The following is a 20,977-nucleotide window of genomic DNA, read 5'->3' as shown; positions in this document are numbered from 1 at the left end:
CGCGCATGAACTACAGGCACGCCTTCCACGCCGCGAACTTCGCGGACTGCATGAAGCACGCCCTGCTCCACGCCCTGGTGGCGGCGCTGGCCCGCAAGCCCGCGCCCTTCCGCGTGCTGGACACCCATGCCGGCATCGGCCTCTACGACCTGCAATCCGAGGAGGCCCGCCGCACCGGGGAGTGGCGCGATGGGATCGGGCTGCTGGAAGGCGTGGCGGAAGGTCCCCTGCTGCCCTGGCTGGAGGTGGTGCGATCCTTCCCGCGCGGCACCTATCCCGGCAGCCCGGCCCTGATCCGGGCCATGATGCGGGAGGATGACCATCTCGCCCTCTGCGAGCTGCACCCGGAGGACGCCGAGACCCTTCGCGCCGCCTACCGGGGCGACCCGCAGGTCTCCGTCCACCGCCGGGACGCCTACGAGGCCCTGGCCGCCCTCACCCCCTTCCCCGAGCGCCGGGGCCTCGTGCTGATGGACCCGCCCTTTGAGCGGGAGGGCGAGTACGAGCGGCTGGTGGCGGGGATGGGGAGCGTCGCGCGCCGCTTCCGCCCGGCGGTGCAGGCCGCCTGGTACCCGGTGAAGCACCGCGCCCCTGTTCGCGCCTTCCACGATGCGCTGCGGGAATCCGGCCTGCGGGACGTGCTGGCCCTGGAGCTGTGGCTGCGGGAGCCGACGGACCCCACCCGGCTGAACGGCAGCGGCCTCGTCGTCCTCAACCCGCCCTTCGGCTTCGCGGACACCGCCCGCGCCATCCTCGCCGCCCTGGGCGCGGCTTTCAGGACCAGCGAGCCCGGGCAGGGCTGGACCGTGACGGAGATCGTGCCGGAATGAGCGGGGATGCGCAGCCGGCCGGGAAGCTCGCCGTGATCGGCGCCGGCGCCTGGGGCACGGCGCTGGCGATCCAGGCGTGCCGGGCGGGCGGGGAGGTCTCCCTCTGGGCGCGGGACCCGGCGCGGGCCCTGGCCATGCGGGCCCTGCGGACCAATGCCCGCCACCTGCCCGACACTCCCCTGCCCCCCGGCCTGGCCGTGACGGCCGATGCGGGGGAGGCGCTGTCCGGCGCCGCGCTGGCCGTGCTGGCCGTGCCCACCCAGCACCTCGGCGCCGTGCTGGAGGACCTGCCGCGCCTGCCGCCCCTTGTCGTCGTCGCCAAGGGGGTGGAGGTGGCGACCCTGCGCTTTCCGCTCGAGATCCTGGCCGAGGCCCGCCCCGGCCTGCCCGCCGCCGTCCTCTCCGGCCCGAACTTCGCGCACGAGGTGGCGGGCGGGCTGCCCGCCGCCGCCGTGGTCGCCAGCGCCGATGCCGGGCTGCGCGCCGCCGCCATGGCCCGGCTGGGCACGCCGGGCTTCCGACTCTACGCGGGGTCGGACCCGCTGGGGGTGCAGGTGGCGGGGGCGGCGAAGAACGTGGCGGCCATCGCCGCCGGCGCCGCGATCGGTGCCGGGCTGGGGGAGAACGCCCGCGCCGCCCTCGTCACCCGGGCGCTGGCCGAGATCGCGCGCCTGGCCGTGGCACTGGGCGGGCGGGCGGACACGGTGGCGGGACTCGCGGGGCTGGGGGACCTGATGCTGACCTGCTCCGGCGCCGCCAGCCGCAATTTCTCCCTCGGCCTCGCCCTCGGCCGCGGGGAACGCGCGGAGGATGTCCTGGCGGGCCGCACCTCCGTGACGGAGGGCGCGGCCACCGCCCCTGCCCTCCTCGCCCGCGCTGCCGCAGCCGGGGTGGACCTGCCGATCTGTGCCGCCGTAGCCGGGGTGCTGGAAGGCCGGCTTACCGTGCGGGGGGCGATGGAGAGCCTTCTGGGCCGCCCCCAGACGGCTGAGTAGCGGGCGGAGCAGCGATCGGCGCGACGGGGAGCCACCACCCCGTCACCTCGCCCCCCAGCCACGGATCGGACAGGGGCCGGAACGGGGCCAGGGCGGCCTCCGTCTCCGGGTCCGGCATGGCGGCGGCCGCGATCTCCAGCCCCGCGGCGCGGGAGAGCGGCGGGGCGTCGCCGAGCCAGGGGTCGGACTGCTCCACCCCCGCCAGCGCGCGCATCCGCGCCGGCTCCCGCGCGTGCACCAGGCAGAAATCCCGCAGACGGCGATAGGCGGCGCCCTCCGCCTCCGTCAGCCGGGCCCCGTTAGCGGCGCCCAGCCGCTCCAGCGCTGCCACCGCCGCCAGGGCGCGCAGATGGCCGTGCAGGGCCAACCCGGCGCGCCGTATCTCCTGCGGCAGGGCGCCGCGCTCATCCACCCCGGCAAGCTGGGCCCGCATCTTCCCCAGCCCCCAGTCCAGCAGCGCCGTATCCCCCGCCGCCACCCCAGAGGCGGCGGCGGCCAGACCGGCCCAGGCGGCCTGGTGGTTGCGGGTGTCGCTGATCAGCGCCTCGGAGCGGCGGTCGTAGCGGGGCCGCGCCTCGTTCGCGACGGCTGCCAGCCAGCGCGCCACCCGGTCCACCCGCGCCGGCACCAGCCCCGGCGCCCCCCGCAACGCGAGGAAGGAGAGCGAGGCCCCCGCCAGGACTTGGATCCGGTGATAGCCCGCCTGCAGATTGAAGGCGCCGAGCAGGGCGTCGTTCCGCGCCCAGCTGTCCATGGCCTCCATCGCGCAGGCCGCGGCGCCGGCCGTCCCCGCCCGGTGTGCGGCCAGGGCGCGCTGCACCACGGCCAGCCAGTCCCGCAGTGGCTTCGCCGCCGCCTCGTCCATCGCGAAACGGCTGGGATCGGGGCGGGAGAAGGCGGGGTCGAGGAAGTAGCCGAAGCCCTCCAGGTTCCGCACCGGGCGCCCCACCGCCTCGCAGGCGGCATTCGTGCCGGAGGAGGCGGGCGCCGGCCGGAAGGGGCCGACCAGACGGCGCCGCTCCGGCCGGGGGCCGAGCGGCGGCGGGCTGGCGGCGGGCGGGCCGCGCCGGTTCCCGGTTCCAGCCTGGGAGAGGGCGGCGCCCGGCAGCAGGGCCAGGAGCGCGGGCACGGCGAGGACGGCACGGCGGCGGGGCGGCATGGCCCCATTCTGCCCGCGCGAGAGGGCCGCGTCAGGTCTCCGGGAAGAGGGGCAGTTCCCCGTTCTCGCCATGGCGGCGCCTGAGGCGTGCCGCCTCGGCGGCCCGGTGGCGCAGCAGCTCGTCCAGCAGCCGGTCCATCGTCTGCCAGAGCGGCTCCGTCCCCTTGCGCTCCTTCATCATCAGCGCGTGGGCGGCCAGCGTCACGTTGAGGGTGCCCCGGGTCGTTTCCGGCCGCGGCATCCGCATCTGGACGAGGGCCTTCTCCACCTCCTCCAGCGGCGCGCCGATCGCCTCCGCGATTCGCGCGGGCTCATGGCCCAGGCGGCGCAGGCGCCGCGCCTCGTCCCGCTGCTTCGGCGGCAGCGCGATCGCGGGACGCAGCGCGACCGTGCGCCGCGACATCTCGCCGGAGCCCGAGCCGGGCGGCTTACCCTTGAAGGCCATGGCTTTGACAACGCACTAAAACCGGCGGGGATTCAACCCTCCCGCAGCGCGGCCCCGGTGGCGAGGGGCGCGAGCGGCAGGGCGGCGGCCAGGAAAGCGGCCAGCAGGAGCAGAAAGGGGCGGGGTTCGCCGCCCCCCGCCCCGGCCTCGATCGCGCCGGCGGCGAAGATGACCACGGGCACGGCCAGGGGCAGCACCAGCAGGGGAAGAAGCACGCCGCCGCGCCGCGCGCCGAGAGTCAGCGCCGCCCCGAGCGTGCCGAGCAGCGAGAGCACCGCCGAGGCGAGCCCCAGCGCCAGGACCGCCACGCCCCAGCCCTCCACCGGCAGGGCCAGCAGCGCCGAGGCGACCGGCGCGGCGAGCAGGAGCGGCAGGCCCGTGACGGCCCAGTGCGCCGCCGCCTTGGCGAGGGCCAGGAGAGCCGGCGGCAGGCCGGAGGTGAGGAGCAGGTCCAGCGAGCCGTCCTCCGCCTCTCCCGCGAAGAGTCGGTCCAGCGGCAGCAGCGCCGCCAGCAGCGCGGCGGTGACAAGGGCGCCCGGCGCCAGCCGCGCCAGGGCCTCCGGGGAGGGCCCGACGCCGAAGGGGAAGAGCGCGCAGACGATGACGAAGAACAGCACCGCCGCCAGCGCCTCCGCCGGGTGGCGCAGGGCCAGGCGCAACTCCCGGAGGAAGACGTGACCCGCCATCGGGATCACAGCCGCAGCTCCCGCGCGCCCGGCAGGGGCAATGGCAGGTGGGTGGCGGCCAGCACGATCCCGCCCCGGGCCCGGTGCGCCGCCAGCAGCCCGCCCAGCCGTTCCACCGAGGCTGCGTCCAGGCCCAGCGTCGGCTCGTCCAGCAGCCAGAGGGGGGCGTCGCCCAGCGTCAACCGCGCCAGGGCCAGGCGCCGCCTCTGCCCGGCCGAGAGGGTGCGGCAGGGCAGCGCCGCGAGGGGGGACAGGCCCACCGCCGCCAGCGCCGCCTCCGGATCGCCGCCGCGCAGCCGGGACCAGAAGCGCAGGTCCTCCATCGGCGTCACGGCCGGCTTGATCGCGTCCTGATGGCCCAGATAGCGGGTGCGGGCGCCGTGGGCTGCCGGGTCCGAGGCCACGTTCTCCCCTTCCCAGGTCACCTGACCCTCCGCCGGCCGCAGCAGCCCGGCCAGGGCCCGCAGCAGGGTGGACTTGCCCGCCCCGTTCGGCCCCAGCAGCAGCAGCGCATCGCCCGGCGCCGCGGAGAAGGAGAGCCCGGCGAAAACCACCCTTCCGCCGCGCCGCGCGGCAAGATCCATTGCCGCCAGCAAGCCAGCCATACCCCCCGCGAAAGGTTCCGGCCCCTGGACCGGAACCCCCACGCCATGCTTCAAGCGCCCTTGAATTTCAAGCACGCGCGGGGAATTGCGACGCATGAGCAAGTACGGCCAGGACACCCTCAAGACGAAGCGCACGCTGGCGGTGGACGGGAAGACCTACCACTACTTCTCCATCCCCGAAGCGGCGAAGGCGCTGGGCGCCGATTTCACCCGCTTGCCCAATTCCCTGAAGGTGCTGCTCGAGCACATCCTCCGCTTCGAGAACGGCGGCTCCTACAAGGTCGAGGACGCGAAGGCGATCTCCGGCTGGCTCGAGAAGGGGCAGTCCTCGAACGAGGTGCCCTTCCGCCCCGCGCGCATCCTGATGCAGGACTTCACCGGCGTCCCCGCCGTGGTCGATCTCGCCGCCATGCGCGACGGCATGCTGAAGCTCGGCGGCGACCCGCAGAAGGTGAACCCACTGGTCCCCGTGGACCTCGTCATCGACCACTCCGTGATGGTGGACGTGGCCGGCACGGCGGACGCGCTGACGAAGAACGTGGACCTGGAGTACGAGCGCAACGGCGAGCGCTACGAGTTCCTGCGCTGGGGCCAGGGCGCCTTCAACAACTTCCGCGTCGTGCCGCCGGGCACCGGCATCTGCCACCAGGTGAACCTCGAGTACCTGGCGCAGGTGGTGTGGACGGACACCGACGCCGGCGACGTCTACGCCTACCCCGACAGCTGCTACGGCACGGACAGCCACACCACCATGGTGAACGGCCTCGGCGTGCTGGGCTGGGGCGTGGGCGGCATCGAGGCGGAGGCCGCGATGCTCGGCCAGCCCATCGCCATGCTCATCCCCGACGTGATCGGCTTCAAGCTGGTGGGCAAGCTGAAGGAGGGCGTGACGGCGACCGACCTCGTGCTCACCGTCACGCAGATGCTCCGCAAGAAGGGCGTGGTCGGCAAGTTCGTGGAGTTCTACGGCGCCGGCCTCACCAACCTGCCCGTCGCCGACCGCGCGACCATCGGCAACATGGCCCCCGAGTACGGCGCGACCTGCGGCTTCTTCCCCGTGGACGAGGCGACGCTCGGCTACCTGCGCCTCTCCGGCCGCGACGAGCACCGCATCAACCTGGTGCGCGAGATCTCCAAGGCGCAGGGCATGTGGCGCGACGACAGCACGCCCGACCCGGTCTTCACGGACACGCTGGAGCTGGACCTCTCCACGGTTCTGCCCTCCATGGCCGGCCCGAAGCGCCCGCAGGACAAGGTGGTGCTGACGGAGATCTCCAACTCCTTCGCCAAGGAGCTGCCGAACCTGGCGGTGGAGGGTGCGCCCCCGCTCGGCGCCCGCGTGCCGGTGGCTGGCGCCAATTACGATCTCGGCCACGGCGACGTGGTGATCGCCGCCATCACCTCCTGCACCAACACCTCCAATCCCTACGTGCTGGTGGCCGCCGGCCTCGTCGCCCGCAAGGCGCGTGAGAAGGGGCTGACGGCGAAGCCCTGGGTAAAGACCTCCCTCGCCCCCGGATCCCAGGTGGTGACGGACTACCTGAACGCCTCCGGCCTCCAGGCGGACCTCGACGCGCTGGGCTTCCAGACCGTCGGCTATGGCTGCACCACCTGCATCGGCAATTCCGGCCCGCTGGAGGACTCGATCGTCGCGGCGATCGAGGATCACAAGCTGGTCGCCGCCTCCGTGCTCTCGGGCAACCGCAACTTCGAGGGCCGCGTGCACCCGAACGTGCGCGCCAACTACCTCGCCTCCCCGCCGCTGGTGGTCGCCTACGCCATCGCCGGCACCATCACGAAGGACATCACGACCGAGCCGCTGGGCACGGGCAAGGATGGCCAGCCGGTGTACCTGAAGGACATCTGGCCGGAGCAGGCCGAGATCAACGACACGGTCCACCGCGTCCTGACCCGCGAGATGTTCCAGTCCCGCTACGCCGACGTGTTCAAGGGCGACGAGCACTGGCAGGCGATCAAGGTCGATGCCGGCACGGACACCTACCGCTGGAATTCCGGCTCCACCTACGTCCAGAACCCCCCCTACTTCGAGGGCATGGGCGTGGAGCCGAAGCCCGTCGCCTCCGTGCGCGGCGCGCGCGTGCTGGCGGAGCTGGGCGACAGCATCACCACCGACCACATCTCCCCGGCCGGCTCCATCAAGAAGGCCTCGCCCGCCGGCGAGTACCTGCTGGAGCACCAGGTTCGTCAGGCCGACTTCAACTCCTACGGCGCCCGCCGCGGGAATCACGAGGTCATGATGCGCGGCACCTTCGCCAACATCCGCATCAAGAACGAGCTGGTCCCGGGCATCGAGGGCGGCATCACCAAGCACTACCCCTCGGGCGACGTGCTGCCGATCTACACGGCGGCCATGCGCTACAAGGAGGAAGGCGTGCCGACGGTGATCTTCGGCGGCAAGGAGTACGGCACGGGTTCCTCCCGTGACTGGGCCGCGAAGGGCACGATGCTGCTGGGCGCCAAGGCTGTGATTGCCGAGAGCTTCGAGCGCATCCACCGCTCCAACCTCGTCGGGATGGGCGTGCTGCCGCTGGTCTTCAAGCCGGGCGAGGACCGCAAGACCCTCGGCATCACCGGCGAGGAGACGGTGGACATCCTCGGCCTCGAGGACCTGAAGGCGCGGATGCTGCTGGACATCGTCATCCACCGCCCGGACGGCACGGAGACCCGCACCCAGGTGCAGTGCCGCGTCGATACCGCGGACGAGGTCGAGTACTACAAGCAGGGCGGCATCCTGCACTACGTGCTCCGCAGCATGGCCGGGGTGAAGGTCGCCGCCTGATCCGCCGCGCAGAACGGACATGAAGGGGCGCGGGCCGAAAGGTCCGCGCCCTTTTCGCGCCCGCGGCGTCCCTGCCGGCCCGGCGGCGCAACCCCGCAGCGGGCGCCGCGTTCGCCCGCCGGCAGAGGGGTTCGGGTACGCATGATCGGCGACGCATGAGGCGGGCCGTCTTGGTGATGAACGAGCGGGCCGGAACCCTGGCCGGGCGGCCGGACCTGCCCGCCCTGATCGAGGCCGCCCTGCGCCGGGTCGGCTTCGACCTGACCGTCATCCACGGGCACGGCGACGACATCGCCGCCCGGCTGGAGGTGGCGATCGCCACCGATGCCCCCATCGTGCTCGTCGGAGGCGGGGATGGCACCATCCGCGGCGCGGCGGCCCGGCTGGCCGGCACGGACCGCGTGCTGGGCGTGCTTCCGCTCGGCACGCTGAATCTTCTCGCCCGCGACCTCGCCATCCCGCTCGACCCGCTGGCGGCCGCCGAGGCCCTGGCCCGCGCCGAGACGCGCCCGATCGACGTGGGCGAGGTGAACGGCCAGGTCTTCCTCTGCCAGTCCGTGATTGGCATCCCCAACACCATCGGCCGCACGCGCCAGCGCTTCCGGCGCAAGGGCGGGCTCTACGCCGTGCTGCGCGCGGCCCTGGCGGTGCTGCGCGCCCTGCTGCGGCAGCGCCCGATGCGGCTGATGGTGAACGCCCCGGGGTGGCAGAAGCCCTGGCGCCTCTGGACCCGCGCCATGTCCATCGTGAACAACGGCTACGAGGAGGGGACGGGGCTGATGTTTCATCGCTCCCGCCTCGATAGCGGCACGCTCTACCTCTACGTCAGCAAGAACTTCTCGATCGGCTGGACGGCGAAGATGATGATCGCCATGGCGCTCGGCATGTGGAAGCGCCGCAGCGATATCCACATCCTCACCAGCCCCGCCTTCGCCATCCATTCCCGCCGGCGGCGCCTGCTGGTAATGAACGACGGGGAGGGGTCGGTCCTCCGCACCCCGCTGCAATACGCGCTGCGCCCGCGCGCCCTCCACGTCCTCTCCCTGCGCGCGGCGTGAGCGGGCGGGCATGCGGATCATCGACCACATCTCCGACCTGCACTTCTGCCGGGTGGACGGGCGGGCGGCGGACGCCCTGCTGGCGCGCCTCAACGCCGATCCCGCGCACCTCGTCGCCGTCTCGGGCGACCTCACGATGCGGGCGCGGCGGCGGGAGTACCGCGCCGCCCGCGCCTTCCTGGACGGGCTACAGGTGCCCTGGGTAGCGGTTCCCGGGAACCACGACATCACCGCCTACTATCCGTGGGAGCGCTTCCTCTCCCCCTTCGGCCGCTGGGAGAGCTTCATCGCTCCGGACACGGAGCCGATGTTCGAGGACGAGGAGATCCAGGTGATCGGCCTCAACACCGTCTCCCGCGGCGGGCTGCACCTGCAGTGGGAGAACGGGAAGGTCCCCCGCGCCGGGCTGCTGCGCCTGCTGCGCCGCCTGCGCCGCCTGCCGGAAGGGCCCTTCCGCATCGTGGTCGCGCACCATCCCTTCCTGGCCCCGCCGGACCAGCCGGGCACGCCCGTGGTGCAGCGGGGGGAGCGCGCGCTGCGCGACCTCGCGCAGGGCGGCGTGCGCCTCGTCCTCTCCGGCCACCTGCATGTGGGCTTCCACAACATCCACAGGATCACGGCGGAGGAGGGGGACCGGCTGACGGTGCTCCAGGCCGGATCCGCCATCTCCACCCGGCTGCGCGGGGAGGCCAACTCCTACAACCGCGTGGTGGTGGAGAACGGCCGCGCCCGCTGGACGGTGCACCACTGGGACGGCGAGGCCTGGCGTTAGCCAGGCTGCTGCCGCGCGGCCGGACGGGCCGGGGCGGATGATTACCGCCCGGCCCTCCACGCAAGGGCGACGGGCACGGCCAGGGCGCAGAGCGCGGACATGGCCAGGAAGGCGCCGGCGCCGGCCTGGGCGTAGAGCCATCCCGCCATCAGCAGGCACAGCGCCTGCGCCCCCGTGGTGCCGAGCGCCGCGTGCAGCGCCTGCGCCGCCAGGGCCTCCCCGGGCGGCGGGTTGGAAGAGAGCCACCGCATCGCGCCCATGTACTGCACCCCGAAGGTCAGCGCGTGCAGGAGCTGCAGCGGCACCAGCAGCGGCAGGGCGGTGGTGGCCGCCAGCGCCGCCCAGCGCACCACCCCCGCCCCGGCCGCCAGCAGCATCAGCGCGCGCGGGGAGAGGCGCCCGAGCAGCGGCCGCGCCAGCAGGAAGAGCAGCACCTCCGCCGCCACCCCGATGCCCCAGAGCAGCCCGATCGTCTCCGCCGAGTGCCCGGCTTGGGCCCAGTGGATGGAGGAGAAGCCGTAATAGGCCGCGTGGCTGCCCTGGATCAGCGCGGAGAGGAGCACCAGCCGCCCGAACCCCGGCCGCCGCAGCAGGTGCAGGGCGAAGGCGCCGCGCAGCCCGCCCCGCCCGACCGGGACGGCCTGCGGGGCGCCCCTCTCCGGCCGCGGCAGGGCGAGGGCGGCCAGCACCGCAGTGGCGTAGCACCCCGCCAGCAGCCAGGGCACCGCTTCGTACCCCTTCCACGCCGCCAGGCTTCCCGCCCCGACGGAGCCGAGGATGAAGGCGACCGAGCCCGCCGCCCGCACCGGCCCGAACTCCGCCCCGGCCCGCCGGGTGGCGGCCAGGGTCATCGCCTCCCCGATCGGGCCGAGGGGCGCCACGGCGGCCGCCATGACGATCTGCACGGCCAGCAGCGCCACGAAGCCCTGCGCCGGCAGGAGGAGGGGCGCCGCCAGCGCGGCGAGGAGCGCGCAGGGGATCATCACCCGCCGCCCGTCCCCCAGCCGGTCCGCCAGCCGGCCCAGCGCGGGGCTGACGAGGAAGCGGACCAGGGAGGCGGCGAAAAGGAGCTGCGCCACCGCCTCCGGCCCCAGTCCTTTCGCGGCGAGGAAGGGCGGCAGGAACGGCATCGTCACCCCCACGCCGAGGAAGCTGGCGGCGAGGAGGAAGGCGAAGCGGCCCAGGAAGGTCGGGGCGGAACTCATCTGGGCGTCAGAATCCCGGACGGGCGAGGGCTTGCCAAGGGCGCCGCCTCCGATGCCCGGCGAGCCATGTTCAGCCCCCATGTTCAGCGTATGTGCTTGCCAACCCGGGTTCGGCCCCCCACACCTCCCCGCAGATGAGCTCCTTCTCAGACCGCCAGATGTTCGCATCCCGGGTGAAGGCCGTCCTCGGCCCGACCAACACCGGCAAGACCCATCTGGCCATCACCCGCATGCTGGCCCATTCCAGCGGCATCATCGGCTTCCCGCTGCGCTTGCTGGCGCGGGAGAACTACGACCGGATGGTCGCCGTGAAGGGGGCGAAGCACGTCGCCCTCATCACCGGGGAGGAGAAGATCCTGCCCCCGGACGCCAAGTGGTTCGCCTGCACGGTGGAGGCGATGCCGCTGGACCGCCGGGTGGAGTTCGTGGCGGTGGACGAGATCCAGCTCTGCGCCGATGCGGATCGCGGCCATGTCTTCACCGACCGGCTGCTGCACGCCCGCGGCATGGTGGAAACCATGTTCCTGGGGGCGGAGACAGTCCGCCCCCTTCTCCAGCGCTTGGTTCCGCAGGCGGAGGTGGAGAGCCGCCCCCGCCTCTCCCAGCTCACCTATGCCGGCCCGGCCAAGCTCACCCGCCTGCCCTCCCGCTCCGCCGTCGTCGCCTTCTCGGCCGGCGAGGTCTACGCGATCGCGGAGGCCATCCGGCGCCGGCGCGGCGGCTGCGCGGTGGTGATGGGCCGCCTCTCCCCCCGCACGCGCAACGCGCAGGTGGAAATGTACCAGAACCGGGAGGTGGACTTCCTGGTGGCGACGGACGCCATCGGGATGGGGCTGAACATGAACGTGGACCATGTCGCCTTCGCCTCCATCCAGAAGTTCGACGGCCACCGCCCCCGCCAGCTGACGGCGCAGGAGGCGGCGCAGATCGGCGGCCGCGCGGGCCGCGGCATGCGGGACGGCACCTTCGGCGTGACAGCGGACTGCCCGCCCCTGCCGGAGGACATGGTCCACAAGATCGAGAACCACCATTTCGAGCCGCTGACGCAGTTGGCATGGCGGAACAGCGACCTGGATCTCTCCAGCCTGGACGCGCTGCTGACCGGCCTCTCCCTCCCCCCGCCCCGCCCGGGCCTGGCGCGGGGCAACGACGCGACGGACCACATTACGCTGGAGCACCTCTCCCGCGACGCCGAGATCCGGGGGCTGGCGCGGGGCCGCGCGCGGGTGCGGCTGCTGTGGGAGGCCTGCCAGATCCCGGATTTCCGCAAGCTCTCGGACGAGTCACACACTCGTTTCTGCGCCCGTGTCTTTCGGCATCTCGTGGAGGATGGCAATCTGCCGGCGGACTGGGTCGCCTCCCAGATCCGGTACCTCGACAACACCGAGGGCGACCTCGATACACTCATGGCCCGGCTTGCGGGGATCCGCACCTGGACGTATGTCGCCGCCCGCTCCGACTGGCTGAAGGATGCCACCGCCATGCAGGAGGCCGCCCGCGCTGCCGAAGACCACGTCTCCGACGCGCTGCACGAACGCCTCACCGCCCGCTTCGTGGACCGCCGCGCGGCCCACCTGATCCGCAAGCTCGACGAGGGGGAGGAGAACCTCCTCTCGGCGGTCGCGCGGAACGGTGAGGTCACGGTCGAGGGACACGTCGTCGGCTCGGTGAAGGGCTTCCTCTTCGAGACCGCCGCCGACGCGGAGGACGAGGAGGAGCGCAAGGTCATGCTCCGCGCCGCCCGCCGGGCGTTGCGCGAGGAGATGCCCCGCCGCGTCGCCGCGCTGGAGACGGCGCCGGACGACGCCCTGAGCCTCACGAAATTTCAGCGCATCGCCTGGAAGCCGGAAGGCGCGGACGAGGCCGCCGAGGTGGCGAAGCTGAAGCCCGGCACCACGGCCGAGAAGCCGGTGATCGAGCCGATCGATTCCGAGTTCGTGGACGGGGCCGAGCGCGAGCGCATCCGCGCCAAGCTCGCGGCCTGGTTCGAGGCCCTGGTCGCCCGCGACTTCGCGCCCCTGATCGAGGCCGAGAAGAAGGCCGAGGAGGACGCGGAGCTGCGCGGCCACCTCTTCCGCCTGCGCGAGTTCCTGGGCCTGCTGCCCGGCGGCACCGAGAGGGAAATCACCCCGGAGATCCGCGCGAAGCTGAAGGCCATCGGCGTGCGCGCCGGCCGCTTCGCCCTCTACATCCCGGAGATGCTGAAGCCCCGCCCCATGGCGCTGCGGGCCCAGCTCTGGGCGCTGAAGGCGAACCAGGCGGTGCCGGAGCTTCCCGGCGGCGGCCTCGTCTCCATCACGCCCCCGCGGGACTGGCCGCGCGGCTTCGGCGCCACCATGGGCTGGGTGCAGGCCGGGCCGATGCTGGTGCGTCTGGACGTGGCGGAGCGCATCGCCGGCGAGCTGGGCCACCTGACCCGCCGCGCCGCCGCCGCCCTGCCCGTGGACGTGGCCAGCCGCCTGGGCGCCAAGGCCGATACGCTGCCGGCGGTGCTGACCGCGCTCGGCTTCCGGCTGGTGACGCCAGAGCCGCTCGCCGAGGACGTCTTCGGCCCGCCCGCGCCGCAGCTCGTCGCCGCCCGGCGGGAGGAGCACCACCACAACCGCGGCGGCCGCGGCGGCGAGGGTCGCCGCGGCGACCGCAACCGCCAGGGGCAGCGCGGAGGTCCGGCCGGCGCGCAGGCCGATGCGAAGCCCGCCGAGGGGGCTGCCGAAGGGGCCGACGCAGCGCCCGCCGACGGGGCGGCCATTGAAGGAGTGGCCGCCGGGGACGCGACCGCCGAGACCGGAACCGCGACGGAGGCGCGCGAGGCCCGTCCGCAGCGCGGCCCGCGGCGCGACGATCGCGGCGGCCAGCGGGACGGCCATCGTGGCGGCGACCGCGGCGGGAACCGTGGTGAGCCTCGGGGTGAGCATCGGGGCGAGTATCGCGGCGACCGCGGCAGCCGCGCCCCCGGCGAGGATCGCGGCCCGCCCCGCAACGGGCGCCCGGAAGGCCGCCCGGAAGGCCGCCCTGGCGGCGGCTACGGCAACGGCCCGCGCCGCGACCGGCGCGATGACGGCCCGGCCACCCCGCGGCCCGTCTTCGAGCCCGCGCGCGGCAAGGGCCCGGACCCCGACAGCCCCTTCGCCGTGCTCGCGAAGCTGAAGCTCGGGAAGAGCTGACCCGGCGCGCATGGCGGAAGCGGAAGACCGGGACTGGCAGCGCCTGGACAAGTGGCTCTGGTGCGCCCGCCTCTCCAAGACCCGCTCCGCCTGCGCAGCGCTGGTGGAGGCCGGCTCCGTCCGACTGAACCGCCAGCCCGTGGACAAGCCCCACGCCCGGCTGCGGCCGGGTGACGTGCTCACCCTCGCGCTCGGCGGGCCGGAGCGCGGCGTGGTGAAGGTGTGGCGCGTGCAGGCCCTGGCCGGGCGCCGCGGCCCGCCCGCCGAGGCCCGCGCCCTTTACGAAGAGATCGCCCCGGGTTGAGCCCGGCCCCCGCCGGCCGTGTCTGGCGCGGCGCCGCCGGCGCATGGGCCATCGGCTTTCTCGTCTTCGCCGCCTGGGCATTGTGGGCGGGCGAGGACACGAACTGGGACCTGCAGAACTACCACGATTACGGCCCCTACGCCCTGCTGCACGGGCGGCTGGGGTTGGATGTCGGCCCGGCGGGCATCCAGGGCTACTTCAATCCCCTGCCCTACCTTCCCCTGTACGGGCTGCGACAGCTCCTGCCCCCGCCGGCCGTCGCCGTGGCGGTGGCGGCGATCCAGGCGCTGACCGTCGCCGCCGCCTGGATGCTGGCCGGGGCACTGGGCGCGCGGGACGGCACTGTCCGCGCGGTGGCGGTGCTGGCGGGCGCGACGGGCGCCATGGCCATCTCGGAGATCGGGACGAGCTTCGCCGACCTGGCCCTGGCCGCGCCGGTGCTGCTCGGCCTCCTCGCCCTGATCCGGGGATGGGAGGGAGACCGGCGGCTCTTCCTCCTCTCCGGGGTGCTGGTCGGGGGAACGGTGGGGCTGAAGCTGACCAACGCTGTCTTCATCCCGGCCCTGGCCGCGGCGGCCCTGCTGCCGTGGCGCGGCTTCGCCCCCACCCTCGCCGCGGTCTGGCGTGTCGCCGCCGGCGGGGCCGCCGGCCTGCTGCTCACCGGCGGCGCCTGGGCGGCCTATCTCTGGGCGACGCTGGGCAACCCCGTCTTTCCCGCGATGAACGGGCTGTTCCGCTCGCCCTCCGCCAACCCGGACTCCTTCGCCGACCTCCGCTTCGTGCCGCAGGGGCTCGGGCAGGCCTTGCTCTACCCCTGGTGGATTGCGACGGGCGCGCATCCCACGGCGGAGTTCCCCTCCGCCGATCCGCGCCTCCTCCTGGCCCTGCCGGTCGCGCTCCTGGCGCTCGCCGCCACCCTCATTCGGCCCCATCGCGCGCGGGAGGAGGAGGCGCGGCAGCGGGCCATGCTGTTCCTGGTGGTCGGCGCCGCCGTCTGGCTGCTCGGCTTCGCCATCCACCGCTACGCCATCGTGCCGGATCTGCTGGCGGGGATGCTGCTGGTGATTCTGGCCGCCGCCGCCCCTCCCATGCGCCTGTCCCTGCCCGCGGCGCTGGCCGTGGCCGCCCTTCTCCTCGCGGCCACCCGTGCCCCGGACTGGGGCCACCGGCCCTGGGGGGAGGCGCGGCCCCTCGTGCCGCCCCTATCCCTCGGAGCCCCCGCCGCCGTCCTCGTCACCGCGCATCCCATGGGGATCTGGGGGCCGGTGCTGCCGCGGGAGTCCCGCCTCCTCGCGATGACCGACACCGGGCTGGCGACGGGCGGGCCGCTGCGGGCGAGGATCGAGGCCGGGCTGCGCGCCCCGCCGGGCGGACGGCTCCTCACCCTCGGCCCGGACCTGCCGATGGAGGAGTCCACCCGCGCCACCCTGGCCGCCTACGGCGTGGTGCCGACCGGCCCCTGCGAGCGAGCCCCGGGCGCCGCCGGCACCCCCGCCATCGCCTGCGTCGCTGCCCTGGCGCCGCCCCGCCGCCTTGCCGCGCCCGATCTGGCGGAGGGAGAGGCGGTGGACTTCACCGCTTCCGGCCCGGGTTGGGTCCACCTCGTCGCCCGCCCGCTGCCCGCCGCCCCGGGGTGGGACCCGGCCGGGCCGGAGGGAACGCGGGCGGCGGACGGCGCCCGGCTGGTGCTGCGCCTCGTCCCAGGGTCCGGCCCGGGGCCGCACCGGCTCGCCTTCGGCCTGCGCGCGGCAGGGGATGGGCCGGCGCGCATCACCGTCTCGGCTGGCGGCCGCCCGGCGGCGACCTGGGCGCTGCCCGCTTCCGGAGAAGCGGAGGGCCATCTCTGCCTGACCCAGGCGCCCGGCGTGGTCGAGCTCTCCTTCTCGGGCGGCGCCTTCCTGCTGCGCCGCATGGCCCTGCGCGCGGCCGGGCCGGGGGAATGCCCGGCCTGATGCCCGTCCGAGTTCCGGCCACCCGGCCCGGCGCACCGCTGCCCCGACGAAAGCCTCGCTTGCATGCCGCGCCGCAACGGTCCATCTGCGGCGCACGGGAATTCTGCTCCGCCCCGCGGGCCGTGAAGGGACGTGCTTGTGACCTACGTCGTCACCGAGAACTGCATTCGCTGCAAGTACATGGACTGCGTCGAGGTGTGTCCGGTGGACTGCTTCTACGTCGGCGCCAACATGCTGGTGATCCACCCCGACGAGTGCATCGACTGCGGCGTTTGCGAGCCCGAATGCCCTGCCGAAGCCATCTTCCCCGACAGCGACGAGCGCGCCACGGACTGGGCCGAGCTGAACCGCACCTACGCTGCCCAGTGGCCGAACATGTCCCGCAAGGGCGAGCCGCCGGCCGACGCGAAGGAGTGGGACGGCAAGCCCGACAAGAAGGCGCTGTTCGACCCCGCTCCCGGCGAGGCCTGAAGGCGCCTCAACCGGGGGCCGCGCGCCGCGTTGCCTTCACGTGGACACGGCGGCGTGACGGAATCGACATCCTGTGATAGGGTGCCGCCTGGAACGCGAGCGCCCCGCGCCGGACCGGCGCGGGCCTGTCGTGCCGCAAGGCAGCAACGGCGCCTGCGGGGCCAGGGCAGCCCCGGGTGGCCGGCGCTCCCGGCACCGGCAGCCCCGGCACCGGCGGCGCCACTAGGATCGCGGAGAGCATGATGAAGGCACCCGCCGGAGGCAAGGCGTCCGACAGCAAGGGGGCGGGCAAGGCCCCCGAGGCGGGCGCCGGCAAGCCCGCCGCGCCGAAGCCCGCCGCCAAGGCCAAGCCCATGGCCACCGCCCGCAAGAGCGAGGCGCCGCAGGCCGAGCCGAAGCCGGTGGCGAAGGCCCTGCCCGCTGCGAAGCTCTTGTCCGCTGCGAAGCCCTTGCCCGCTGCGAAGGCCGATGCCGCGGCACCGGCGGCCAGGCCACTCCCCGCGGCGGCGGCGGCGAAGCCCCTTCCTGCGGCATCCGCCAAGGCAACCGCCCCGAAAGCCGCCGCTGCCCGCGCCAGCAACCCCGCCAAGGTCGAGCCTGCGCCCCGGACCGCGCCCGCGGAGCCGGCCGAGACCTCCCCGCCACCCTCCCGCGCCACCGCTCGCCCCGCCGCCCCCACGGGCGCCGCGGAGCCCCCGGCGCCCGCACCGAGCATGACCAGCACCACCCCGTCCGAGCCCGTCATCCAGGCCCCCATCCGCCCGGCCCCGCCGCCCAAGCCCCTCGGCAATGCCGGGAAGGACTTCAAGGCGGGCGACCACGTCGTCTATCCCACCCACGGCGTCGGCCAGGTGCAGGGGATCGAGGAGGTGCCCGTGGCGGGCCTTACCCTCAAGGTGATCGTCGTCACCTTCGAGGAGAACCGCATGACCCTGAAGGTCCCGATGGCCAAGGCGGCCTCCTCGGGCCTCCGCAAGCTCGCCTCCGACAAGGTGATGGGCGAGGCGATGGACACGCTGAAGGGCCGCGCGCGCATCAAGCGCACGATGTGGTCCCGCCGCGCCCAGGAGTACGAGCAGAAGATCAACTCCGGCGACCCGATCGCGATCGCGGAAGTGGTGCGCGACCTGCACCGCAACGCCGGCCAGCCCGACCAATCCTTCTCCGAGCGCCAGATCTACGAGCTGGCGCTGGATCGGCTGGCGGCCGAGGTCGCCGCCATGGACCGCACGGACAAGGCGGTGGCCACGCAGAAGCTGCTCGACCACCTCAAGACCGCCGACAAGGGCGAGAAGCCGGAAAAGGCCGAGAAGGAGAAGTAGGGGGTTCAGGCCCCTACCACATCGTCTCCTTCGCCCGCGCCGCCCAGCCGGCATCGTAGGGCTCGCCCCCAACCTGCCCCTCGCTCAGCGCGGCCAGGATCCGGCCCGGCGTGGGCAGGCGCCCCGGTGCCACTCGCGCCTCCGGGTCCCAGAGCCCGGCGCGGATCACCGCCCGGGCGCACTGGAAGTAGACGCTCTCCACTCTCACCACTGCCACGCTGCGCGGCGCCTTGCCCTCTACCCCGAAGCTTTCCAGCAGCGCCGGGTTGGCCGAGAGGTGGGCGCGCCCGTTCACCCGCAGCGCGTTGCCGTGGCCGGGGATGAGGAACATCAGCGCCACGCGCGGGTCCCGCACGATGTTGCGCAGGGAATCGATGCGATTGTTGCCGCGGCGGTCGGGCAGCAACAGCGTCCGCTCATCCGCGATCCGCACCAGCTCCCCCGTCCGGTCGCCGCGCGGGGAGCAATCCAGCCCCTCCGGCCCGACGGTGGCCAGGGCGAGAAAGGGCGAGGCCTCGATCATCGCGCGGTACTCCGGCGTGATCCCGGGCACCTCCTTCACCGTGGAGGCGTCGTTCGGCACGCCGTAGAGGGCCTCGAGGGCCTCGACGGTGTCGATGCGATGGGTCATGGCGGATTCCTTTCGCCCCCGTGCTGCGCCCGCCGTGCCCGGCCCGCAAGCGCGCCGTGCAGGCCCTCGGCGCATCCCCGCGCCGGCGTTGCGCCGGGGCCTGGACAGGTGGCGAACCTGTCGCCTTAGCTCGCGCCATGCAGGACCTTCACGGCGTCTTCCCTTACCTCGTCTCCCCCATCGGCCCGGACGGGCGGGTGCTGGACGAGGTGCTGGCCCGGCTCTGCGAGCACCTGATCGCCGCCGGCGTGCACGGCCTCACTCCACTCGGCAGCACGGGGGAGTTCGCCTACCTGAACGCGGAGCAGCGCCGCCGCATCATCGAGGTGGTGGTGGAGGCCGCGGCCGGCCGCGTGCCCGTGGTGGCGGGGATCGCCGCAAACACCACGGCCGAGGCGGTGCGCCAGACGAAGGAGGCGGCCGCACTGGGCGCGGACGGCGTGCTCGCCATCCTGGAAGCCTATTTCCCCGTGCCGGAGGCGGGGGTGGTGGACTACTTCACCGCCGTGGCGGACGCGACGGAGCTTCCGGTGGTGCTCTACACCAACCCGCAGTTCCAACGTTCCGACCTCTCCCTGCCCGCCCTCGCCACCCTCTCGCGCCACCCGCGCATCGGCTACGTGAAGGACGCCTCCACCAACACCGGCCGGCTGCTCTCCATCATGGACCGGACGGAGGGGCGGATGCGGGTCTTCGCGGCCTCCGCCCATATCCCGGCGGCGGTCATGCTGATCGGCGGCGTGGGCTGGGTGGCCGGGCCCGCCTGCGCCATCCCCCGCCAGAGCGTGCGCCTCTACGAACTCTGCCGCGCGGGCGACTGGGCGACCGCCATGGAGCTGCAGCGCCGGCTCTGGCGCCTGAACGAGCTCTTCGCGCGCCACGCCCTCGCGGCCTGCATCAAGGGCGCGCTGGAGATCCAGGGCTTTCCCGTCGGCGTCCCCCTGCCCCCGCAGCCCGCCCTCTCCGCGGCGGGCCGCGAGGAGGTGGCGGCAGCCCTGGCCGATCTGGAAATTCACGCGGACGATGCGTAGATAGGGCCGATGCAGCCGAATCTCCGACTTCTACGCCAGGACCGCGCCCTCACGGCGGTCTCCGTCCTGCTGGACGTCGCCTTCCATGCCGGGCGCGGGGGCAACGGGCCCGTCGCCGGCGGCGCGGAGGTCGCGGACCGCCTGGGCGCCGCGCGCCGGGGGATCGAGCCGGTCTTCCAGGCCCTGTCCCGCGCCGGCCTGCTGGAAGGGGTGCGCGGCCCGCGCGGCGGCTACCGCCTAGCCCGGCGCCCGCGCGACATCCGGCTCTCCGAGGCCGTGGCGGCGGTGGTGGACGGGGCGGAGGCGGGCAGCGACCTCTCCGGCCCTCTCCACGCCCTTGTCGTCACCCCCCTCTGGGCGGAGCTGGACGAGGCGCTGCGCGAGAGGCTGGAGGGGCTGACCCTGGAGGATCTCCTGCGCCGCTCCGCGGCCGCCGGGCTGAACCCGCCGGCCTCGGAGCCGCTGAACTTCGTGATCTAGGCCGGCGACCCGCGCCGCCTAACGGCGGCCTTCGCCCTCACCCTCGTTCTCCCCTTCACCCTCGCCTTCGCCGCGCTCACCCTGGCCGAAGAGCGGGCGTCGCCGGTCGCGCTCCCCCTCGCCCTCCCCTTCGCCCTCACCGCGACGATACCTGCCCTCGCCTTCACCCTCTCCCTCCCCTTCGCGGCGGTAGCCGCGCTCGCCCTCGCCGCGCTCGCGCTCACCGATGGGACCGAAGAGCTGCGCCGGCCTGACCGGGCCGGCGGCCGCAGAGGCCTCGGGGCGGGGAACGGGGTTGGCCGCAAGAGCCTCTGCCGGCATCAGGGAGAGCAGGCCGAGGCCGGCCCAGAGCTTTACGCGCGTCACGGAGATCCCCCGATGGTACTGTTCATGTCAGACCTCCTAGACGCGGCGCTCGTGGCGGAGTTGCGGCGCTGGCTGGACGGGGCCCGGTTCGCCGATGGCCGCGCGACCGCCGGGCGCGACGCGCGGCTCGTCAAGCACAACGAGCAGGTCGGGCGCGACGATGCGGACGGCGCGGAGATGGGTGAGCGGGTGAGCGAGGCGCTGCGGCGGAACCGCCTTTTCGCCGCCGCGGCCCGGCCGCACACCATCCGGCCGCCGATCTTCTCGCGCTACGTGCCGGGCATGGAGTACGGGACGCACATGGACGACGCGCTGATGGGCGGGATGCGGACCGACCTCTCGCTCACCGTGTTCCTGTCCGATCCCGGAAGCTACGACGGCGGCGAGCTGGTCATTGAATCCAGCGCCGGCGAGCAGGAGGTGAAGCTGCCCGCGGGGTGCGGCGTGCTGTACCCGACGGGCGCCCTGCACCGGGTGGCGCCGGTCACGCGCGGGGAGCGGCTGGCGGCCGTGACCTGGGTCCGCAGCCTCGTACGCGACCCGGGCGCGCGGGAGATCCTGTTCGACCTGGAGAACGCGCGGCACCTGCTCAAGGAGAGGCTGGGGCAGACGCCCGAGATGCTGCTCCTCTCGAAGGTGCAGGGAAACCTGCTGCGCCGCTGGGTGGAGGACTGAGCGAGGTCCCCCGCCGGCCGGGCCGC

At 74.0% G+C, this 20,977-nt stretch carries 20 protein-coding genes; 13 read left to right on the top strand and 7 right to left on the bottom strand.

From position 1 onward, the window contains the following. Positions 1-5 precede the first annotated feature (5 nt). Positions 6-830, top strand: coding sequence for a 23S rRNA (adenine(2030)-N(6))-methyltransferase RlmJ (locus VQH23_RS15555; RefSeq protein ID WP_338661651.1), 825 nt, complete (start codon positions 6-8; stop codon positions 828-830). Further along, positions 827-1,825 (top strand): NAD(P)H-dependent glycerol-3-phosphate dehydrogenase, encoded by a 999-nt coding sequence (locus VQH23_RS15550; protein WP_338661650.1) that lies wholly within the window; start codon positions 827-829, stop codon positions 1,823-1,825. Before VQH23_RS15555 ends, VQH23_RS15550 begins: the two co-directional genes overlap by 4 nt. Here the strand turns inward: VQH23_RS15550 and VQH23_RS15545 are convergent. Genes VQH23_RS15545 through ccmA form a run of 4 tightly spaced genes read right to left on the bottom strand, consistent with a single transcriptional unit; the run spans position 1,770 to position 4,720 of the window. Further along, the gene (locus tag VQH23_RS15545; RefSeq protein WP_338661649.1) at positions 1,770-2,984 is read right to left on the bottom strand and encodes an alginate lyase family protein; all 1,215 of its coding nucleotides are present in this window, start codon (positions 2,982-2,984) and stop codon (positions 1,770-1,772) included. The genes VQH23_RS15550 and VQH23_RS15545 overlap by 56 nt on opposite strands. A gap of 31 nt (positions 2,985-3,015) precedes the next feature. Further along, positions 3,016-3,429, bottom strand: coding sequence for a hypothetical protein (locus VQH23_RS15540; RefSeq protein WP_338661648.1), 414 nt, complete (start codon positions 3,427-3,429; stop codon positions 3,016-3,018). Positions 3,430-3,461: 32 nt separating this feature from the next. Further along, positions 3,462-4,115: a heme exporter protein CcmB gene (ccmB, locus tag VQH23_RS15535; protein WP_338661647.1), complete on the bottom strand. Its 654-nt coding sequence runs from the start codon at positions 4,113-4,115 to the stop codon at positions 3,462-3,464. 5 nt (positions 4,116-4,120) lie between these two features. Next, positions 4,121-4,720 (bottom strand): heme ABC exporter ATP-binding protein CcmA, encoded by a 600-nt coding sequence (ccmA, locus tag VQH23_RS15530; protein ID WP_408904216.1) that lies wholly within the window; start codon positions 4,718-4,720, stop codon positions 4,121-4,123. A 94-nt stretch (positions 4,721-4,814) separates the two neighbouring features. Here ccmA and acnA point away from each other — a divergent pair, with 94 nt between their 5' ends. From acnA to VQH23_RS15515, 3 genes are all read left to right on the top strand, one after another. Next, on the top strand, positions 4,815-7,520 hold the full coding sequence (gene acnA / locus VQH23_RS15525; RefSeq protein ID WP_338661645.1) for an aconitate hydratase AcnA: 2,706 nt from the start codon (positions 4,815-4,817) through the stop codon (positions 7,518-7,520). Between the two features lie 155 nt (positions 7,521-7,675). Beyond that, a complete protein-coding gene (locus VQH23_RS15520; RefSeq protein ID WP_338661644.1) occupies positions 7,676-8,578 on the top strand; it encodes a diacylglycerol kinase family protein in 903 nt (300 codons plus the stop codon). Between the two features lie 10 nt (positions 8,579-8,588). After that, positions 8,589-9,350, top strand: coding sequence for a metallophosphoesterase (locus VQH23_RS15515; RefSeq protein WP_338661643.1), 762 nt, complete (start codon positions 8,589-8,591; stop codon positions 9,348-9,350). 41 nt (positions 9,351-9,391) lie between these two features. Here the strand turns inward: VQH23_RS15515 and VQH23_RS15510 are convergent, their stop codons facing one another. Then, positions 9,392-10,555, bottom strand: a complete 1,164-nt coding sequence (locus VQH23_RS15510; protein WP_338661642.1) for an MFS transporter — start codon at positions 10,553-10,555, stop codon at positions 9,392-9,394. A gap of 134 nt (positions 10,556-10,689) precedes the next feature. On the opposite strand from VQH23_RS15510, the gene VQH23_RS15505 reads away from it, so the two are divergent. The 5 genes from VQH23_RS15505 (at position 10,690) to VQH23_RS15485 (ending at position 17,768) form a co-directional block, all read left to right on the top strand. Then, positions 10,690-13,719 carry a helicase-related protein gene (locus tag VQH23_RS15505; RefSeq protein ID WP_338661641.1) on the top strand — a complete coding sequence of 1,010 codons (3,030 nt, stop codon included), beginning with the start codon at positions 10,690-10,692 and terminating at the stop codon, positions 13,717-13,719. A gap of 10 nt (positions 13,720-13,729) precedes the next feature. Then, entirely contained in the window at positions 13,730-14,023 is a 294-nt protein-coding gene (locus tag VQH23_RS15500) for a S4 domain-containing protein (protein ID WP_338661640.1), read from the top strand. Next, the gene (locus VQH23_RS15495) at positions 14,020-15,975 is read left to right on the top strand and encodes a hypothetical protein (RefSeq protein WP_338661639.1); all 1,956 of its coding nucleotides are present in this window, start codon (positions 14,020-14,022) and stop codon (positions 15,973-15,975) included. Before VQH23_RS15500 ends, VQH23_RS15495 begins: the two co-directional genes overlap by 4 nt. Positions 15,976-16,113: 138 nt before the next feature. Beyond that, a complete protein-coding gene (gene fdxA / locus VQH23_RS15490) occupies positions 16,114-16,446 on the top strand; it encodes a ferredoxin FdxA (protein WP_338666110.1) in 333 nt (110 codons plus the stop codon). Positions 16,447-16,685: 239 nt separating this feature from the next. Beyond that, complete coding sequence (locus VQH23_RS15485) at positions 16,686-17,768, top strand: CarD family transcriptional regulator (protein WP_338661638.1); 1,083 nt, start codon at positions 16,686-16,688, stop codon at positions 17,766-17,768. Between the two features lie 13 nt (positions 17,769-17,781). On the opposite strand, the gene VQH23_RS15480 is transcribed toward VQH23_RS15485, so the two are convergent. Beyond that, positions 17,782-18,399, bottom strand: coding sequence for a pyridoxamine 5'-phosphate oxidase family protein (locus VQH23_RS15480; RefSeq protein WP_338661637.1), 618 nt, complete (start codon positions 18,397-18,399; stop codon positions 17,782-17,784). A 137-nt stretch (positions 18,400-18,536) separates the two neighbouring features. Between VQH23_RS15480 and VQH23_RS15475 the strand changes: the two genes are divergently transcribed. Together VQH23_RS15475 and VQH23_RS15470 are read left to right on the top strand one after the other, a co-directional pair. After that, complete coding sequence (locus tag VQH23_RS15475; protein ID WP_338661636.1) at positions 18,537-19,430, top strand: dihydrodipicolinate synthase family protein; 894 nt, start codon at positions 18,537-18,539, stop codon at positions 19,428-19,430. Between the two features lie 9 nt (positions 19,431-19,439). After that, on the top strand, positions 19,440-19,910 hold the full coding sequence (locus tag VQH23_RS15470; RefSeq protein WP_338661635.1) for an Rrf2 family transcriptional regulator: 471 nt from the start codon (positions 19,440-19,442) through the stop codon (positions 19,908-19,910). Between the two features lie 18 nt (positions 19,911-19,928). Here the strand turns inward: VQH23_RS15470 and VQH23_RS15465 are convergent, their stop codons facing one another. Next, a complete protein-coding gene (locus VQH23_RS15465; protein WP_338661634.1) occupies positions 19,929-20,276 on the bottom strand; it encodes a hypothetical protein in 348 nt (115 codons plus the stop codon). A gap of 24 nt (positions 20,277-20,300) precedes the next feature. On the opposite strand from VQH23_RS15465, the gene VQH23_RS15460 reads away from it, so the two are divergent. Continuing rightward, positions 20,301-20,951 carry a Fe2+-dependent dioxygenase gene (locus VQH23_RS15460; protein ID WP_338661633.1) on the top strand — a complete coding sequence of 217 codons (651 nt, stop codon included), beginning with the start codon at positions 20,301-20,303 and terminating at the stop codon, positions 20,949-20,951. Positions 20,952-20,977 lie beyond the last annotated feature (26 nt).

Origin of the sequence: Pararoseomonas sp. SCSIO 73927, assembly GCF_037040815.1 — a bacterium.
GTDB lineage: Bacteria > Pseudomonadota > Alphaproteobacteria > Acetobacterales > Acetobacteraceae > Roseomonas.
This window is presented reverse-complemented; position numbering and strand designations above follow the sequence as displayed.

Excerpts from the sequence above, each read along its gene's own strand:
- VQH23_RS15460 (WP_338661633.1), top strand. The coding sequence starts at position 20,301 with ATGTCAGACCTCCTAGACGCGGCGCTCGTGGCGGAGTTGCGGCGCTGG.
- ccmB (WP_338661647.1), bottom strand. The coding sequence starts at position 4,115 with ATGGCGGGTCACGTCTTCCTCCGGGAGTTGCGCCTGGCCCTGCGCCAC.
- ccmA (WP_408904216.1), bottom strand. The coding sequence starts at position 4,720 with ATGGCTGGCTTGCTGGCGGCAATGGATCTTGCCGCGCGGCGCGGCGGA.
- VQH23_RS15505 (WP_338661641.1), top strand. The coding sequence starts at position 10,690 with ATGAGCTCCTTCTCAGACCGCCAGATGTTCGCATCCCGGGTGAAGGCC.
- VQH23_RS15540 (WP_338661648.1), bottom strand. The coding sequence starts at position 3,429 with ATGGCCTTCAAGGGTAAGCCGCCCGGCTCGGGCTCCGGCGAGATGTCG.
- VQH23_RS15480 (WP_338661637.1), bottom strand. The coding sequence starts at position 18,399 with ATGACCCATCGCATCGACACCGTCGAGGCCCTCGAGGCCCTCTACGGC.
- VQH23_RS15550 (WP_338661650.1), top strand. The coding sequence starts at position 827 with ATGAGCGGGGATGCGCAGCCGGCCGGGAAGCTCGCCGTGATCGGCGCC.
- VQH23_RS15510 (WP_338661642.1), bottom strand. The coding sequence starts at position 10,555 with ATGAGTTCCGCCCCGACCTTCCTGGGCCGCTTCGCCTTCCTCCTCGCC.
- VQH23_RS15545 (WP_338661649.1), bottom strand. The coding sequence starts at position 2,984 with ATGCCGCCCCGCCGCCGTGCCGTCCTCGCCGTGCCCGCGCTCCTGGCC.
- VQH23_RS15475 (WP_338661636.1), top strand. The coding sequence starts at position 18,537 with ATGCAGGACCTTCACGGCGTCTTCCCTTACCTCGTCTCCCCCATCGGC.
- acnA (WP_338661645.1), top strand. The coding sequence starts at position 4,815 with ATGAGCAAGTACGGCCAGGACACCCTCAAGACGAAGCGCACGCTGGCG.
- VQH23_RS15515 (WP_338661643.1), top strand. The coding sequence starts at position 8,589 with ATGCGGATCATCGACCACATCTCCGACCTGCACTTCTGCCGGGTGGAC.
- VQH23_RS15520 (WP_338661644.1), top strand. The coding sequence starts at position 7,676 with ATGAGGCGGGCCGTCTTGGTGATGAACGAGCGGGCCGGAACCCTGGCC.
- VQH23_RS15500 (WP_338661640.1), top strand. The coding sequence starts at position 13,730 with ATGGCGGAAGCGGAAGACCGGGACTGGCAGCGCCTGGACAAGTGGCTC.
- VQH23_RS15470 (WP_338661635.1), top strand. The coding sequence starts at position 19,440 with ATGCAGCCGAATCTCCGACTTCTACGCCAGGACCGCGCCCTCACGGCG.
- VQH23_RS15485 (WP_338661638.1), top strand. The coding sequence starts at position 16,686 with ATGATGAAGGCACCCGCCGGAGGCAAGGCGTCCGACAGCAAGGGGGCG.
- VQH23_RS15555 (WP_338661651.1), top strand. The coding sequence starts at position 6 with ATGAACTACAGGCACGCCTTCCACGCCGCGAACTTCGCGGACTGCATG.